Source organism: Serratia sp. CY29653 (assembly GCF_052169255.1).
Lineage (GTDB): Bacteria > Pseudomonadota > Gammaproteobacteria > Enterobacterales > Enterobacteriaceae > Serratia > Serratia sarumanii.
Genome location: NZ_JBJNLC010000005.1, coordinates 139,197 through 154,084 on the forward strand (window position 1 = coordinate 139,197; position 14,888 = coordinate 154,084).

Annotated in this window: 11 protein-coding genes, 1 tRNA gene and 1 other RNA gene; 1 reads left to right on the top strand and 12 read right to left on the bottom strand. The window is 60.8% G+C overall.

What is annotated here, in order from left to right; all coding sequences use genetic code 11:
• Nucleotides 1–250 precede the first annotated feature (250 nt).
• The 9 genes from ACJ8HN_RS20400 to ACJ8HN_RS20440 form a co-directional block, all read right to left on the bottom strand.
• Nucleotides 251–1,942 carry a glycosyl hydrolase family 18 protein gene (locus tag ACJ8HN_RS20400; RefSeq protein ID WP_442523865.1) on the bottom strand — a complete coding sequence of 564 codons (1,692 nt, stop codon included), beginning with the start codon at nt 1,940–1,942 and terminating at the stop codon, nt 251–253.
• A 424-nt stretch (nt 1,943–2,366) separates the two neighbouring features.
• Nucleotides 2,367–2,495, bottom strand: a non-coding RNA gene (locus tag ACJ8HN_RS20405) — RtT sRNA.
• A gap of 35 nt (nt 2,496–2,530) precedes the next feature.
• Nucleotides 2,531–2,607, bottom strand: a tRNA-Pro gene (locus tag ACJ8HN_RS20410).
• 120 nt (nt 2,608–2,727) lie between these two features.
• Nucleotides 2,728–4,059 (bottom strand): MFS transporter, encoded by a 1,332-nt coding sequence (locus ACJ8HN_RS20415; protein ID WP_041037243.1) that lies wholly within the window; start codon nt 4,057–4,059, stop codon nt 2,728–2,730.
• Nucleotides 4,060–4,154: 95 nt separating this feature from the next.
• Nucleotides 4,155–5,699: a signal transduction histidine-protein kinase/phosphatase UhpB gene (gene uhpB, locus ACJ8HN_RS20420; protein WP_442523866.1), complete on the bottom strand. Its 1,545-nt coding sequence runs from the start codon at nt 5,697–5,699 to the stop codon at nt 4,155–4,157.
• Entirely contained in the window at nt 5,696–6,286 is a 591-nt protein-coding gene (gene uhpA / locus ACJ8HN_RS20425) for a transcriptional regulator UhpA (protein WP_033636607.1), read from the bottom strand. The genes uhpB and uhpA overlap by 4 nt, the downstream gene beginning before the upstream one ends.
• 124 nt (nt 6,287–6,410) lie before the next feature.
• Entirely contained in the window at nt 6,411–8,105 is a 1,695-nt protein-coding gene (eptB, locus tag ACJ8HN_RS20430) for a kdo(2)-lipid A phosphoethanolamine 7''-transferase (RefSeq protein WP_033650007.1), read from the bottom strand.
• A gap of 226 nt (nt 8,106–8,331) precedes the next feature.
• On the bottom strand, nt 8,332–8,757 hold the full coding sequence (locus ACJ8HN_RS20435; protein ID WP_016929533.1) for an organic hydroperoxide resistance protein: 426 nt from the start codon (nt 8,755–8,757) through the stop codon (nt 8,332–8,334).
• Between the two features lie 160 nt (nt 8,758–8,917).
• Nucleotides 8,918–9,382 carry a MarR family winged helix-turn-helix transcriptional regulator gene (locus ACJ8HN_RS20440; RefSeq protein ID WP_041037249.1) on the bottom strand — a complete coding sequence of 155 codons (465 nt, stop codon included), beginning with the start codon at nt 9,380–9,382 and terminating at the stop codon, nt 8,918–8,920.
• A gap of 97 nt (nt 9,383–9,479) precedes the next feature.
• Here ACJ8HN_RS20440 and ACJ8HN_RS20445 point away from each other — a divergent pair, with 97 nt between their 5' ends.
• On the top strand, nt 9,480–10,079 hold the full coding sequence (locus ACJ8HN_RS20445) for an HD domain-containing protein (protein ID WP_033636604.1): 600 nt from the start codon (nt 9,480–9,482) through the stop codon (nt 10,077–10,079).
• Here ACJ8HN_RS20445 and ACJ8HN_RS20450 read toward each other — a convergent pair whose 3' ends face one another.
• The 3 genes from ACJ8HN_RS20450 to bglF all read right to left on the bottom strand — a co-directional run bounded on the left by ACJ8HN_RS20450 (nt 10,080) and on the right by bglF (nt 14,882).
• Nucleotides 10,080–11,474, bottom strand: coding sequence for a carbohydrate porin (locus tag ACJ8HN_RS20450; RefSeq protein ID WP_442523903.1), 1,395 nt, complete (start codon nt 11,472–11,474; stop codon nt 10,080–10,082).
• A 127-nt stretch (nt 11,475–11,601) separates the two neighbouring features.
• Nucleotides 11,602–13,005, bottom strand: coding sequence for a glycoside hydrolase family 1 protein (locus ACJ8HN_RS20455; RefSeq protein WP_041037251.1), 1,404 nt, complete (start codon nt 13,003–13,005; stop codon nt 11,602–11,604).
• Between the two features lie 14 nt (nt 13,006–13,019).
• The gene (gene bglF / locus ACJ8HN_RS20460; RefSeq protein WP_033650002.1) at nt 13,020–14,882 is read right to left on the bottom strand and encodes a PTS beta-glucoside transporter subunit IIABC; all 1,863 of its coding nucleotides are present in this window, start codon (nt 14,880–14,882) and stop codon (nt 13,020–13,022) included.
• Nucleotides 14,883–14,888 lie beyond the last annotated feature (6 nt).

Genomic DNA, 14,888 nt, shown 5'->3' on the forward strand with positions numbered 1-14,888 from the left:
CACAAACTTACTGGTTTTTAACTCCGTTAAAAAACGCCAAAACTTTGTTGCTGAATGATGAATATCTGAACGGTTATTTTTGTGATCGCCGTTAAAGACAGGAGGAAATGCTGAAGGATTACCCAAAAGGGTGAGTCCGATGAGCGCGTTTTGCGCCGGGCAGGCCCACAATCTGTGCGGCGTAAAAAAACTTTCGGCGGCGAAAAAGCCGGGGGCGAAAGGATATCCCCCGGCAACGCACTGCAACCGATTATTGAACGCCGGCGCTGTTGCCCAGGCTGGCGTTCATGCTGTTGAGAATATCGCCGTTGTCCGCGTCGATCTCCCAGGAGAACAGGCCGCCCAACTGCTTATCCAACACGTACTTGCCCTTGGCCTGCACCGAGCGGGCATCGTCGAAGGTGATCAGATCGCCGGTGGAAGGTTTGAACACGTAAGGCGCTTCCGCCGTGGCGTCGTAGGTGTACTGCCAATCGCCGCTCATGAACTGGCTGGCGATTTGGCGGTAGTCCACGATGCCGTTCTCCCAGGTGCCTTTAACCGGCCCGGTGGCGGTGCCGGTGAACGGAATGTTGTTCTGGTAGCCGTTCACCCCGGTCCAGCCGCGGCCATACATGGCGGTGCCGACCACGATCTTGCCCGGCTTGACGCCCTGCGTCAGCAGCGCATTGACGCCGTTCACCGTGGTGTAGGCGGTGTCCGGTTTCCAGGCCGGCGCATTCAGCGCGGTCTGATGCCCCAGGTTTTTCAGATCGAAGGCGCCGTAGAAGTCGTAGCTCATCAGGAAGATGTGATCCATCGAGTTCTGCGCGACGTTGTAAGCCACCTTGTCGATCTTGTCCTTGCCGGCGCTGATGGCGGAGGTCAGCTCATACTTGCGGCCGGTTTCCGCCGACAGCTGATCCAGCATCGCCCGCAGCTCCTTCATCAACAGCACATAGGTCTCCCCGTCCTGCGGGCTGCCCAGGTTCGGGTTGGCGCCTTTGCCGCCCGGGAACTCCCAGTCGATATCCACGCCGTCGAAGAACTTCCAGGTCTGCAGGAACTCTTTCACCGAGCCGACGAAGCGATCGCGCTTCACCTTGTCGCCCATAAAGAAGAACGGGTCGGACAGCGTCCAGCCGCCGATCGACGGCAGGATTTTCAGGTCAGGATGCGCCTGCTTCAGCGCCATCAGCTGGCCGAAGTTGCCCTTGTAGGGGTCATCCCAGGCGGTCACGCCCTTCTGCGCTTTTTGCAACGCGGCGAACGGATCGTGGATCGAGACTTTGAAGTCCTCGCGGCCCTGGCAGGAGCGCTGCAACGCCTGGAAGCTGCCTTCGATCTCTTTCAGGCTGTCGTTGATACCGTTGCCGCCGCAGATCGGGATAAAGCCGTACAGCAGATGGGTCAGGTTCTGCGCCGGGATCTTGTCGACGGTGAAATTGCGCCCGTAAACGCCCCACTCGACGAAATAAGAGCCGACCACTTTGCCGGAATTCTGTTTATAGGGTTTATTCTTTTCCAGCAGCGGCTCTTTCAACGGCGCCAAATGGCTGCCGTCGGTGTCGGCCACCACAATTTCGGTGGCGTCGCTGGCGGTGCAGCCGTCGGCATTGCACAATGCCACCTGCATTTGATAACGGCCGCCTTTATTCACTTTAAAATTCGCCGTGCCGGAAGCGCCGGTTGAAGGGCCGCTCCACGCCTCTTTGCCATTTAATAAAATTTTTGCCGTCGTACCGGTGTCGCCACTCCATAAATTCCAGGAGACCGAAACGTCGGCAGCATTTTTTACCTTCACCAGATTATTATAAGCGGTGGCTGCCTGATCGACTTCGACGATGGCGAACTTGGTGTTGCCCCAGGCGATGGTCGGCTTGCCCGGCGCGGCGGCCTGCGCCGCGGAACACAGCGTGCTGCCGATCACCAGCGCCAACAGCGGTTTATTAAATTTGCGCATAACTGATTCCTTTATTCCGAGAGGATAAACATAAAAGAGTTAATCGACGCCACGCATTGCCGGAGCTAAATGATTCCGCAATAATCCACGAAGATTAACGTTAATAAATAATCACGGTATTTCCCACGCGGCGGGAATAACACATCCCGCGTTGTCCATTCAGACTATAGGTAAAAAAAACGTGAAAACAAGAGCGCTATCAACCGGGTTTTATTCGGCAAGCATGAATTTATTTAAATATGAAAATAAGAACCTAAAGGGAATAAGGAGTGTGAATTAATTAAGCGTAAAGAATAAATATATTTCACGAGGACGGCAGATTGAGGCACGCCATAAAGCGAAGCCGGCCATATCGGCGGAGGTGCTCATCCTCATAAACGACGGGCGAAAAAAAACCTGCTTTAAAAGCAGGTTTTTCGAATGGTGGTCGGCGAGAGAGGATTACGCGCATCGTTGATGCGCGCCCTGCGGGCCGTTGCCAAAGCAACGTTGTCTCGCTTCGCGAGGCTCGAACCTCCTGCGGAGGTACTCATCCTCATAAACCGCAGGCGAAAAAAAACCTGCTTTAAAAGCAGGTTTTTCGAATGGTGGTCGGCGAGAGAGGATTCGAACCTCCGACCCACTGGTCCCAAACCAGTTGCGCTACCAAGCTGCGCTACTCGCCGATGCGGGGCGCATCTTACTGCTGGCGGTTATAGGCGTCAATCACTTTTTTGCCCCTGCATTTCAAGTGGTGATAAAAGCGCCATAATGCGCTGCGCCGGGGGCTGCGCAGCGTATTTTGCTCAGGCTTTGGCCGGTTTCAGCGCCGGCGTCTGCGCGCGCAGGAACGGCAGCAGGAACAGCGCCGACAGGCAGGCGGCGATGGAAATCACCACGAAGAAGCCGTTCCAGTGCCAGATCTCCATCACCCGCGCGATCGGGTAGCCGGACAGCGCCGCGCCCAGATAGGCGAACAGGCCGACAAAACCGGTCGCCGCGCCCGCCGCATCCTTATGCGAGCACTCCGCCGCCGCCATGCCGATCAGCATCTGCGGGCCGAAGATGAAGAAACCGATGGCGAAGAAGCAGCAGGCCTGCAGCAGGTAGGTCACGCCCGGCATCAGCCACAGCGCCGCCACCGACAGGAAGATACCGATGGCGAAGATCAGGTTCATCGGGCCACGGTTGCCGCGGAACAACTTGTCGGAACCCCAACCGGCCACCAGCGAACCGATAAAGCCGCCCACTTCAAACAGCGAAATGGCCGAGTTGGCGGTCATCAGCGAATAGCCCTTTTCCTGCGTCAGGTAGAGGTTGCCCCAATCGTTGATCGCGGTGCGCACGATGTACACCAGCACGTAAGAGACCGCCAGCAGCCAGATGTACTTGTTGGTCAGCACGTAGCGTTTGATGATCTCGCGGTTGCTCAGCCCCTGGCCTTCCGATTCCTGCACCAGCTCCATGGCGTCGTTGCGCCATTTGCCGACGCTCGGCAGCCCCAGGGTGGATGGCTTGTCGCGCAGGCGCCAGCACATCAGCAGGCCAAGCACCACGCCGATGATGCCGGGAATGATCATGCCGTAACGCCAGCTGAAGTGCAGCGAGATAAAGCCCACCAGCAGCGGGATCAGCGCCCCACCGACGTTGTGCGAGGTGTTCCAGATCGCCCACCAGCCACCGCGCTCGGAGCGCGAATACCAGCTGGTGAGGATTTTGGAGCACGGCGGCCAGCCCCAGCCCTGGAAGAAGGCGTTGAGTATCCACAGCGTGCCCAGCATCAGCAGCGACGAACTGAGGCCGAAGAAGATATTCAGCACCCCGGTCATGATCAGGCCCAGCCCCATAAAGTAACGCGGGTTGGAGCGATCGCTGATCATGCCGGAGATGAATTTCGAGCAGCCGTAGGTAATGTAGAACAGCGTGCCGAGGATGCCGACGTCGGACATCGTCAGGCCCAGATCGCTCAGCATCGCCGGCATGATGAAGTTGAAACTTTTGCGCGTGAAGTAAAACGCGGCGTAGCCGATGTACATGGTGCACATCAGCTGGATGCGCCAGTATTTGTAGCTGGCGTCGATCTGCCGTTGATCGGTGACCTGCGGCGCGTCCGGGCGGCTTTTAAGGAAAGACCACATGTGGAACCTCAGAGGATTGAATAAAGTGCCGCTATGATGCTCCGCGCGCGCGCGGGAGGCTTACGCCGGATTCCCGACGCGGTTAGGAGTTTTTCCTAGTTTTGCGTTTGCGCCGGCGAAACTGTGGGCAAGATCACACTCAAACAGGCGCCCCCCTCAGCGGTGAACCGCAGGCTGCCGCCGAGGGCGCTGATGCGCTCCTGCATGCCGCGCAGGCCATACCCCGGCTGATGGTTTTCCGCATCGAAACCCACGCCGTTGTCGCGGATGGTCAGGGCGATCTGCGGCGCGGCGCCTTTGCGCGGCTGCAGGCGCGCATCCAGCTCCAGGCGGCTGGCGCCGGCGTGGCGGCACACATTGGTCACCCCTTCCTGGCACACCCGGTACAGCGTGATTTTCAGCGTTTCATCCAGCAGTTCGTCCGGCACCTGCCACTGCAGGCTGCTCACCAGCGACGCGTCCTGCGGCAGCGACTCCCGCAGCATCGCCGCCACCGCCGCCGACAGCGGCAGGTTGTTCAGCGCAGCCGGCCACAGCTGGGTCAGCACATCATGCACCCCGTCGTAGACCCGCAGCGCCAACGCATCGATGGTGTCGGCGCAGCCGACCACCGCCGGCTCCGGTGCCAGGCGTTTGACGATGCTGGCCTGGGTGCGGATCACGGCGATGGTCTGCCCCACTTCATCGTGCAGCTCGCGCGCCACCTCGCGCCGGGTTTGCTCCTCCGCCGTCACCAGCGCCCGCGCCAGCTGGCGGTTCTCCGCCAGCCGCAGCCGCAGTTGCTGATTCAGCTCGCGCTGGCGCTGAATGCCGGCGCCCAGCAGCAGCCCGGTCAGGCTTTGGGCCAGCAGCGACAGCAGCAGATCGCGGTGCGACTCCGGCTGCGGCGGCTCATTGACCATCAGCGCCACGCCGTTGAGCAGCGTCGCCAACAGCGCGCCCTGCCAGCCGTAGCGGTAAGACATGAACACGATAGGAATGGCCAGGCAGAAAGGCGCAAAGCGCCGCAGCTCGGCGGCGTTCACCTGCTGCTGCAGCCAGATGCTGAACGCAAACAGCAGCAGGTAGCTGGCCAGATGGCCCAGACGCAGCTCCACCGGCTTGTGGATCAGCCCCGGCTCCAGCGGCACCCAGATTTGGCGCGCCAGATAGTGCCACAACAGCAGGCAGGTCGGTGCGATGGTGAAACCGCCGGTCAGGCCGAGCAGCAGCGCGCGGGCGCCTTCACCGCTCACCAGCTGCCACACCAGCGCCTGCAGCAAGGCGGCGGCGCCCACCACCGCGCCCTGCAACAGTGGCCAGCGCCATTCGCTGTCGCTCTGCTGATGGCGCAACAGCCACGGCGAGGCCAGCAGGCTGAGCAGCACCGTCAACACCAGCACCGCCACCGACGCCCACAGCGCCGGGCCGTAGCCGAACTGATCCGCCAGCAGCGCCATCAGCAGCAGATCGGCCAGCAGGATCCCCGGCCAGAAACGGTACGGGCTCTGCAGCAAAATACCCATGCGCAGGCCGAACGGGAACAGCAGCAGCGCCTGCCAGGGCGGGTCGATCAGCGCGGTGCCGATGCCCCACAGGCAAAACGCGCTGGCGGCGTAGATGAAAAACAGCGCCAGCTGGGTGATCAGGCGCTGCGTCACAGGTTCAGCATCCGTCTGGCCAGCTCGACGTTGTTGTTGATGCCCAGCTTGGCGAACAAATTGGCGCGATGCACATGCACCGTCTTCGGCGACAGCCCCAAGGCGGCGGCGATCTCGCGCACCTCCTGGCCCTGCGCCAGCAACAGCGCGATCTCGCGCTCGCGGCGGGTCAACGGATCGACCCTCACCCGCGCCAGCTGCTGCGCGATTTCCGGCATCAGGTAAACGCCGCCGCCGGCGACGGTGCGCACCGCGGTGATCAAATCTTCCGGCTTGCAGCGCTTGGAGAGAAAGCCGCCGGCGCCGCGATCCAGCGCCATTTCCACCAGCGCCGGGTTATCGTGCATCGACAGCATCACCACGCGGATGCCGGAGGGAATGTCCGCCAACAGATCCAGCCCGCTGCCGTCCGGCATCGAAATGTCGCAGATGCAAACGTCCACCTCCAGCCCCGGCAGGCCGGCGCGCGCCTGCGCCGCACCGCTGAATTCGCCCACCACCTGAATATCGGCTTCCAGCGACAGCAGCTGCACGAAGCCCGAACGCACAATGTCATGATCGTCGATAAACGCCACGCGCAGGGTCATGGAAATCTCCGGTTAACAGGGGGAAGTGCGCAAGTATACCGTATGCACACACCGGAATAATTGATGAAGAGAATGTATTGGGTGAAATTGCCGGGTGCGCAAGGCAGGCACCCGGCGGGCGGGATTACAGGCTAGCGGGCGCCGTTTTATCCTGCGGCAGATGGCACCAGTTGTTTTTATCCACGATGCCGCCATCGGGAGACGTGTAGCCGAGGCAGCCGAGAATGGTGTCAAACAGCTCGACGTGGCGATGCGTTTTGCCGATGCGCTGCTGCGCCTGCAGCTGCTCAAAGGCGCTGAGGTGCTGCGGGTTCTCAAGGAATTTGTCCGACGCCCATACGATCATCGGCACGCGGAACTGCTCCGGCGGCGCCATTTCGCGCGGCGTACCGTGCAGGTGCGTGTTTTCACCGATCGATTCGCCGTGATCGGCGGCATAGAACACGATGGCCTTCTTGTCGCGCACCTGGTCTATCACATTGGCGATAAAGCTGTCGGTATACAGCACCGTATTGTCGAAGGCGTTGATCAGCTGCGCCTTGGTGCAGGAATCGTCCACCCCCATGCACTCCGGCTGATAGCGCGCATAGCTGCGCGGATAACGCTGCGAGTACAGGTAGTGCGAGCCTTTGGTATGCAGGATCACCAGGTGTTTGCCCTTCGGATAGCGCGCCAGCGACTCCTTCATTTCGTCCACCAACAGCATATCGTCGACCGCCTTGCCGTCGTTGCGCTTCTCGGACGCGATCATCTCGCGGAACGAATAGTTGTTCACCTCGGTGTTGTTGTAGAACCACACCTCGCTCTGCATGGCGAACAGCTCGGAAGAGAAGCCCAGATCCTTCAGTACCGCGAACACGTTCTGCTCTTTCAGCGTGCGCTGCGGGTTGTCTTCGGTGCCGCCTTCGCGCACGAACATACAGCGCAGCGACAGCTTGGTGGAGGTGTCGCACGACTCGCCGCGAAACGCCACCAGATTCTTCTCTTTAGACAGCCGCGGCGTGGTATCGCGCTCATAGCCCAGCATGCCCATGTGGTCCCAGCGCGTGGTCTCGCCGATGATGAACACCACGTAGGTGTCGTCGATATCCGCCGGCGGTACGTAGGTGAAGTGTTTGCCCGGATCGAACATCGTGCTCTGATCCTGGCTTTCGTCATAGCGGGTATAGGCAAACAACCCCAGCGCCGACAGCCAGTTGGACGGCAGATACGAGTGCGCCACCACGCCGCCGTAGCTCGGCAGATCGACGTTGGAGAGCTTCTCTTGCACGCTCTGCTCGTCGTCCAGCATGCGCAGCGGCAGCCAGACCAGCGCCACCACCGCCAGCAAGACCAGCAGCGGCTTGATGCGATGACCGGGGGTTTTCAGCTGTTCTATCAGGGTGTAACGCAGGCTGTTTTTCCAGATCAGCAGCAGCGGCAAGGCGCTGAGCGCCACCATCCACAGCACGAAGTGCAGGCCGACCACCTCTTTCGACAGATCGATGTCGGTGGTCATCACCGACACCACGATGCCGTAGCCGATCACCACGTTGAAAAACGTCATGTAGTAGCTGGCGGCAACCGAAATCAACACCAGCAGCGAAGCGACGATGCGATAAAACAGCCGGCCGCCGAGCGATACCAGCCGCATGATGAAGAACGTGAACAGGACGATAGCGATGACTTCCGTCACCGCCGAAATCACCTTAATCCCCTGAATGCCGTGCGCCAGCGAATCAAAACGACGATAAAAAACGGACAGGTTGAGAAATATGCCGATATAGATCGCTAACAATAACGATAAATTCTGCTGTGATAGCGATTTAACTTTGTTCATGTAACGCGGTGGCTCCGGGGACGGTGTAGCGGTTCTGGATCAGTCAGACACTTATTAGGGCTTCTGGTTCAGCCAACCGGCAATAAGCGTTATTTTGCGGGTAATAATCAAGAGAATTCTCACAAAACGGGCAATTTTTACGCTTTTTGCAAACGGCTTTCAAGCGGGGCAGATAAGAAAATGGAGGGTCAAACCCTCCATTTTTTTCGCGATAAGGATAAAAATCTTACTTAACGTTCAGAGTCACATCGATATTTCCGCGGGTGGCGTTGGAGTATGGGCACACCACGTGCGCCTTTTTCACCAAATCTTCCGCCACGCTGCGCTCGACGCCCGGCAGCGAGATATCCAGCTGCACTTCGATGCCGAAACCGTTCGGGATTTCACCGATGCCGACGGTGCCGTCGATCTTCGCTTCGGCCGGGATTTTAACCTTTTCTTTCGCCGCGACAAACTTCAACGCGCCGAGGAAGCAGGCCGAGTAGCCGGCGGCGAACAGCTGCTCGGGGTTGGTGACTTCGCCGCCGGCGCCGCCCATCTCTTTCGGCACGCCCAGTTTCACGTCCAACACGCCGTCGGAGGAGGTCGCACGGCCGTCGCGGCCGCCGGTTGCGGTGGCGTGAGCGCGGTAAACCACTTTCTCAATAGACATCGTTCATTCCTTCTTGCTGGTTGGCGAGATGACTACGGCTTCCACGAGGTAAAGCCGGTCACATATTTATCTTTTGCGATTAAATCGCGCACTACTTATTTTTGACGCTTATTAACCAGTGTAGACCACCCCTGCCGTTCTTGCGTCCGGCGGCGGCGGGTCAAATCTGATCGATCAGGCTTCCGCGCAGCTTTTCCAGCTGCTGTTTGAGCGAGACGATCTCGTCCAGGCTGCAGTCGGTGGCGCACATCACCGCCTCGGGCACCGATTGCGCCCGCTCGCGCAGCGCGCGGCCGGCTTCGGTAAGTGCAATGATCACCTGCCGCTCGTCGGCGGTGGCGCGATAACGCACCAGCAAACCGGCGGTTTCCAACCGCTTCAGCAGCGGCGTCAGCGTGGCGGAATCGAGGAACAGCCGCTCGCCGATATCCGATACCGTCACCCGATCGCGCTCCCACAGCACCATCATCACCAGGTATTGCGGGTAGGTGAGTTCGAGCTGACTCAACAGCTTGCGGTAGACTTTGTGCAGCGCCAGGTTGGCGGAGTACAGCGCGAAACAGAGCTGCTGATCGAGCTGCAGCAGATGCTTCGCGTGGGGTTGTTCGGTATCGGTGCTTTTCATGTGTCTGAATATAGATAGCGCACGATGTAATCGCAAGCTATTTCTTGTGAGGTATGCTACCTTTTTTTTATGCAGAGGATGCTCGGAGGGAAAGGAAATGACAAACACGCTTGTAGAACGCGCGCGCCGCTACGCCACCAAGGCGCATGCGGCCATCGATCAGCGCCGCAAATACACCGACGATCCGTACATCGTCCACCCACAGGCGGTGATGGAACTGGTGCGCAGCGTGCCGCACACCGAAGAGATGCTGGCGGCCGCCTGGCTGCATGACACGGTGGAAGACACGCCCACCACCCTCGGCGATATCGAAAGCCACTTCGGGCCGAAGGTGGCGGAGTTGGTGCGGATGCTAACCAACGTCAGCCGCGCCGAGGACGGCAACCGCTTCGAGCGCAAAAACCGCGATCGGCGCCACAGCGCCGGCGCATCGCCGCAGGCCAAAACTATCAAGCTGGCGGATCTGATCGACAACACCCGCTCGCTGCTGGACTATGACAGCCACTTCGCTCAGACCTACCTGATCGAGAAACAGCGTCTGCTGGAGGTGCTGACCGAAGGCGACCCGACGCTGTGGCGCCAGGCCAGCCATATCGTTGAGCAAGGGCTGCTCCGCTTGCAGCAGCCGCCGCACAACGTGCCCGCCAGCTGGTTCGAACACGCCCGCCGGCGCTACCGCGAGAGCGACGCGGCCTGATCAGAAGGTCACCACCGTTTTCAACGCCGTCACCCAGGCGTCCTGCGTCTCGCTGACGCCCGCCGGGTGATGCCAGTACTGCAGGCCCGGCTGCAGCTGCAACCACGGCGTGACGTTCACGCGATAATAGAGCTCCGCCGTCACCGAGTGCCCCGGCACCGGCCGGTAGCTCGGATCGTGATAATCGCTGACGCCGTTGATTTGGTTGAGATAACGCTGATTGTCTTTATAGCGGTCGCTCAGCTTCACCACCGAGACGCCGAGCCCCAGCCAGTCGTCCGGCCGCGCATCGAACAGCCCGCGGTAACGGATGCCGCTCGAGGTAGACCAGTGCAGGTAGTTGCTGCGCTGATCCCCCAGCCCCAGGCTGTAAAACATGCTCAGGCCGCGGTTGACGTCATCCGCATGGCGCGTCACCTGCTGGTTGAAACCGGTATACAGGAACCAGGTGCGATCGTGGCTGCGATAGCCCTGCGGATCGCTGGCGCCCGGCCCGCCGGACACCCCTTCATCAAGATCGCTCTGGCGCGCGTTGGTGAACAGCACGCCCAGGTTATACACCCCCGGCAGTTGGTTGACGGCGTGGGTTTTCAGCTCCAGCTCCATCGGCAACAGGAAGCCTTTGCTGCCCTTGGTGGACCAGCTCCAGGCGTGGCTGCGGCTGGGGGCGCTCGGGTTCTGCTCCATCACGCCGCCCTTGAGGGTCAGGCCGTCGGTCAGCTTGTATTGCAGCGTGGTGCCCCAGTAATGCACGTTCCAGTTGTACCAGGTCAACGAGTTGGCAGACTTGCCGCCGCACAGCGTCAGCGTCTGAAAATCGCAGGGGATGATCTGATCGAAATCCTGCACCTTGTTCATCATGCCGATGCGCCACTGCAGCCGGCGATCGAGGAAGGACCGGCTGAAGGTCAGCCAGCCCAGGCGGGTAATCGACTGCCCGCCAAAGCTCTCCTGCGACAGATCGGTCAGGCCGACGCGCGGATCCTGCAAGCGATCGCGGGTCAGGTTGTTGTCATGGTTGCGGTTGACGATATTGCCTTCGATCGCCGCGTCCGGAATGCCGGTCAGCGCCTGCAAATCCTGGCTGAAGGTCAGCGAGAATTGGTCGATGTACGACGCCTGTTTATCGTGGTTGTAACCGCCGCCAGCGTTATACGACAGCTGGCTGAGGTAGCCGAGGTTATAGTGGAAACCGTGATCCTCCAGGATCGGCCTGATCCCCAGCATATCCCCCAACAGCCCGGGCTGCGGCGGTTCAAAGCCGAGCGCCACCCCTTCCCACTTGGCGGTGGGGGCTTCGACGTCCTTGCCGGTTTGCAGCGTTTCCGCCTGCGCCTGGCTACAGAGCAGCGCCAGCGCCGCCAGGGTTATGGAACGAGGTAATAAGCTTTTCATCATTATTATATTTCTCCGCATAACGGCTGACTGCGGGCAACAGCATTCCCTGGGAGAGAATTTCCCATCATGAACAGCAGCGAATAACGTTAGGTTAATGCCCGGCGCTTGCCGCCGGGCTTAGAGGCTAGCGTCGGTCTTTCAGGCTGGCGCCGTTGCTGTGGATCACATCGCGGTACCAGAAGAAACTCTTCTTGCGGCGGCGCGCGAGGCTGCCGTTGCCGGCATCGTCCCTGTCGACGTGAATGAAGCCGTAGCGCTTCGACATTTCGGCCTTCGAGGCGCTGACCAGATCGATCGGCCCCCAGCTGGTGTAGCCCATCACCTCGACGCCGTCGTCGATCGCTTCCGCCACCTGCACCAGATGGTCATTGAGGTAGTTGATGCGGTAGTCGTCGTGGATGCTGCCGTCGGCTTCGACGCGGTCTTTGGCGCCCAGCCCGTTCTCGACGATGAACAGCGGCTTCTGATAGCGGTCGTACAGCACGTTGAGCAGGTAGCGCAGCCCGATCGGGTCGATTTGCCACCCCCACTCCGAGCTGGCCAGATGCGGGTTCGGCACCATATCGAGAATGTTGCCGCGCGCCGTCTCGTACTGCTCCGGATCGGCGGTGACGCAGCCGCTCATGTAGTAGCTGAACGAGATGAAGTCGATGGTTTCGCGCAGCGTTTGCCGATCTTCCTCGGTGATCGCCACCTGAATGCCGTTTTCACGGAAGAAGCGCTGCATATAGGCCGGGTAATAGCCGCGCGCCTGCACGTCGCCGAAGAACAGCCAGTCGCGGTTTTGCCGCTGGGTTTCCAGCAGGTCTTCCGGCTTGCAGCTCAGCGGATACAGAATGCCGCCCAGCAGCATGTTGCCGATTTTGCCCTCCGGCACGATCTCGTGGCAGGCTTTCACCGCTTTGGCGCTGGCCACCAGCTGATGGTGGATCGCCTGATAGATGGCGCTCTTGTCGCTCTCCTGCGGCAGGCCGACGCCGGTGAAGGGCGCGTGCAGCGACATGTTGATCTCGTTGAAGGTCAGCCAGTGTTTGACCTTGTGCTTGTAGCGTTCGAACACGGTGCGCGCATAGCGTTCGAAGAAATCGATGGTGCGCCGATCGCCCCAGCCGCCGTAGTGCTTCACCAGGCCGTAAGGCATCTCATAGTGCGACAGCGTGATCAACGGCTGAATGCCGTACTTCGCCATCTCGTCGAACAGCCGATCGTAGAACGCCAGCCCGGCTTCGTTCGGCGTCTCTTCGTCGCCCTGCGGGAAAATACGCGTCCAGGCGATCGAGGTGCGCAGGCACTTGAAGCCCATTTCGGCGAACAGCGCGATATCCTCCGGGTAACGATGATAGAAATCGATCGCCACGTCCTTGATGCCGCTGTCGCCCGCCGTGCGCGGCGTGATGGCGCCGAAGATGCCCTGCGGCTGCAGATCGGAGGTCGACAGCCCCTTGCCGTCGGCCTGATACGCGCCTTCTACCTGGTTCGCCGCTACCGCGCCGCCCCACAGAAAATGTTGCGGAAACTTGCCGTTCATCGCTTGCTCCTCAATTAACGTAATAAAGTCAGCAGCGGCGCCTGTTCCTGCACCGGAGACAGGCCGCTGGTCAACACGTCCACGTAGTCATCGCTGTTGCTGATGATGATCGGCGTGGTGGTGTCATAGCCGGCGGCATGGATCGCCGCCTGGTCGAACTCGATCAGCAGATCGCCCGGGGCGACCCGCTCGCCTTCCCGCACGTGGGCGGTGAAATGCGCCCCGTCCAGCTTCACGGTATCGATGCCGACGTGGATGAGAATCTCCGCGCCGTCGTCCGATTCGATGCCGATGGCGTGTTTGGTTTTGAACAGCGACGCCACGCTGCCGCTCACCGGCGCCACCACGCGCCCCTGCTGCGGCGCGATCGCCACCCCTTTCCCCAGCAGGCCGCTGGCGAAGGTCGCGTCGTTCACCTGATCCAGCGGCACGATGTCGCCGGCGATCGGGCTGAGGATGGCCTGTTTGCGGTTAAGCGGCGCGGCAGCTTCAGGCTGCGCCGTCTCTTCCGCCGGCGCGACGCCGAACAGGTAGCTGGCCAGCGCGGCGAACACGAACGACAGCAGGGTGCCGCCGATCGCGCCCCATACCGTGGCGTCGATGCCGCCGCCGGGGATGATCTGCGCGAAGGTGAAGACGCTCACCAGGCCGAACGAGTAGACCGAGGTCTGGAAGTAGCCGATCACCGCACCGCCCAGCGCGCCGCCGATGCAGCCGAAGATGAACGGGCGTTTGTTCGGCAGCGTGACGCCGTACACCGCCGGTTCGGTGATGCCGAAAATCCCGGCGCCGATGGCAGAAGCGGACAGCGCCCGCAGTTTGGCGTCGCGGGTGCGCAGCATCACGCCCAGCGTGGCGCCGACCTGCCCCATCACCGCCGGCAACAGCAGCGGCACCATGGTGTCGCGCCCCAGCACGCTCAGGTTATTGATCATCAACGGCACCAGTCCCCAATGCAGGCCGAAGATCACGCACACCTGCCACATCGCCCCCATAAAGGCGCCGGCAACGATCGGGTTAAAGGCGTAAATGCTCTGATAGCCGTTGGCCAGCAGGTGGCTGAGCCAGGTCGCCGCCGGGCCGATCAGCAGGAAGGTCAACGGCACGGTGATCGCCAGGCACAGCAGCGGCGTGATGAAATTGCGCAGCGCGCTGTGGATCACCCGGTTAAACAGCGGCTCCAGGCGGCAGGATACCCAGGCCGCGAAGATGATCGGGATCACCGACGAGCTGTAGTTGATGAAGGTCAGCGGAATGCCGAAGAAATACTCGCGCACCGCCCCCGGCTGCTGCGCCGCTTCGAACGCCGCCATCATCAGCGGATGCGTCAACGCGCCGCCGATCGCCATGGTGACGAAGGGGTTGCCGCCGAATTTTTTCCCGGCGGTGTAGCCGAGCATGATCGGGAAGAAGTAGAACAGCGAATCGCTGGCGGCGAACAGCATTTTGAAGGTGCCGCCGCTCTCCAGCAGCCAGCCGCAGGCCAGGCTCAGCGCCAGGAAGCCTTTCAGGATCCCCGAAGCGGCCATCACCCCGAGCAGCGGGGTGAAAATGCCGGACACCAGATCGATAAAGCGGCTGAGCAGGTTGTCTTTTTTGCCGCCCGCGTCGTCGCTCGGCGCGCCGTCGGCCAATCCGCCAACCCGGTTGACCGCGTCGAACACCTCCGCCACGTGGTTGCCCACCACCACCTGGAACTGGCCGCCGCTCTCTACCACCATGATGACGCCAGGATTTTTCTTCAGCGCTGCCGCGTTGGCGCGAGTGTCATCGCGCAGCTTGAAACGCAGGCGGGTGGCGCAGTGCACCAGGCTTTTCACATTGTCGCGGCCACCGACGCCGGCCAAAATCTCACTGGCTAATGTGTCATATTTCATACGGTT

What these genes read in the sequence shown, in the direction of transcription:
- uhpA (WP_033636607.1), bottom strand. Translation starts at nt 6,286, where the DNA reads ATGACCCTGCGCGTGGCGTTTATCGACGATCATGACATTGTGCGTTCG.
- ACJ8HN_RS20435 (WP_016929533.1), bottom strand. Translation starts at nt 8,757, where the DNA reads ATGTCTATTGAGAAAGTGGTTTACCGCGCTCACGCCACCGCAACCGGC.
- ACJ8HN_RS20455 (WP_041037251.1), bottom strand. Translation starts at nt 13,005, where the DNA reads ATGAACGGCAAGTTTCCGCAACATTTTCTGTGGGGCGGCGCGGTAGCG.
- ACJ8HN_RS20450 (WP_442523903.1), bottom strand. Translation starts at nt 11,474, where the DNA reads ATGAAAAGCTTATTACCTCGTTCCATAACCCTGGCGGCGCTGGCGCTG.
- ACJ8HN_RS20415 (WP_041037243.1), bottom strand. Translation starts at nt 4,059, where the DNA reads ATGTGGTCTTTCCTTAAAAGCCGCCCGGACGCGCCGCAGGTCACCGAT.
- ACJ8HN_RS20445 (WP_033636604.1), top strand. Translation starts at nt 9,480, where the DNA reads ATGACAAACACGCTTGTAGAACGCGCGCGCCGCTACGCCACCAAGGCG.
- bglF (WP_033650002.1), bottom strand. Translation starts at nt 14,882, where the DNA reads ATGAAATATGACACATTAGCCAGTGAGATTTTGGCCGGCGTCGGTGGC.
- ACJ8HN_RS20400 (WP_442523865.1), bottom strand. Translation starts at nt 1,942, where the DNA reads ATGCGCAAATTTAATAAACCGCTGTTGGCGCTGGTGATCGGCAGCACG.
- eptB (WP_033650007.1), bottom strand. Translation starts at nt 8,105, where the DNA reads ATGAACAAAGTTAAATCGCTATCACAGCAGAATTTATCGTTATTGTTA.
- ACJ8HN_RS20440 (WP_041037249.1), bottom strand. Translation starts at nt 9,382, where the DNA reads ATGAAAAGCACCGATACCGAACAACCCCACGCGAAGCATCTGCTGCAG.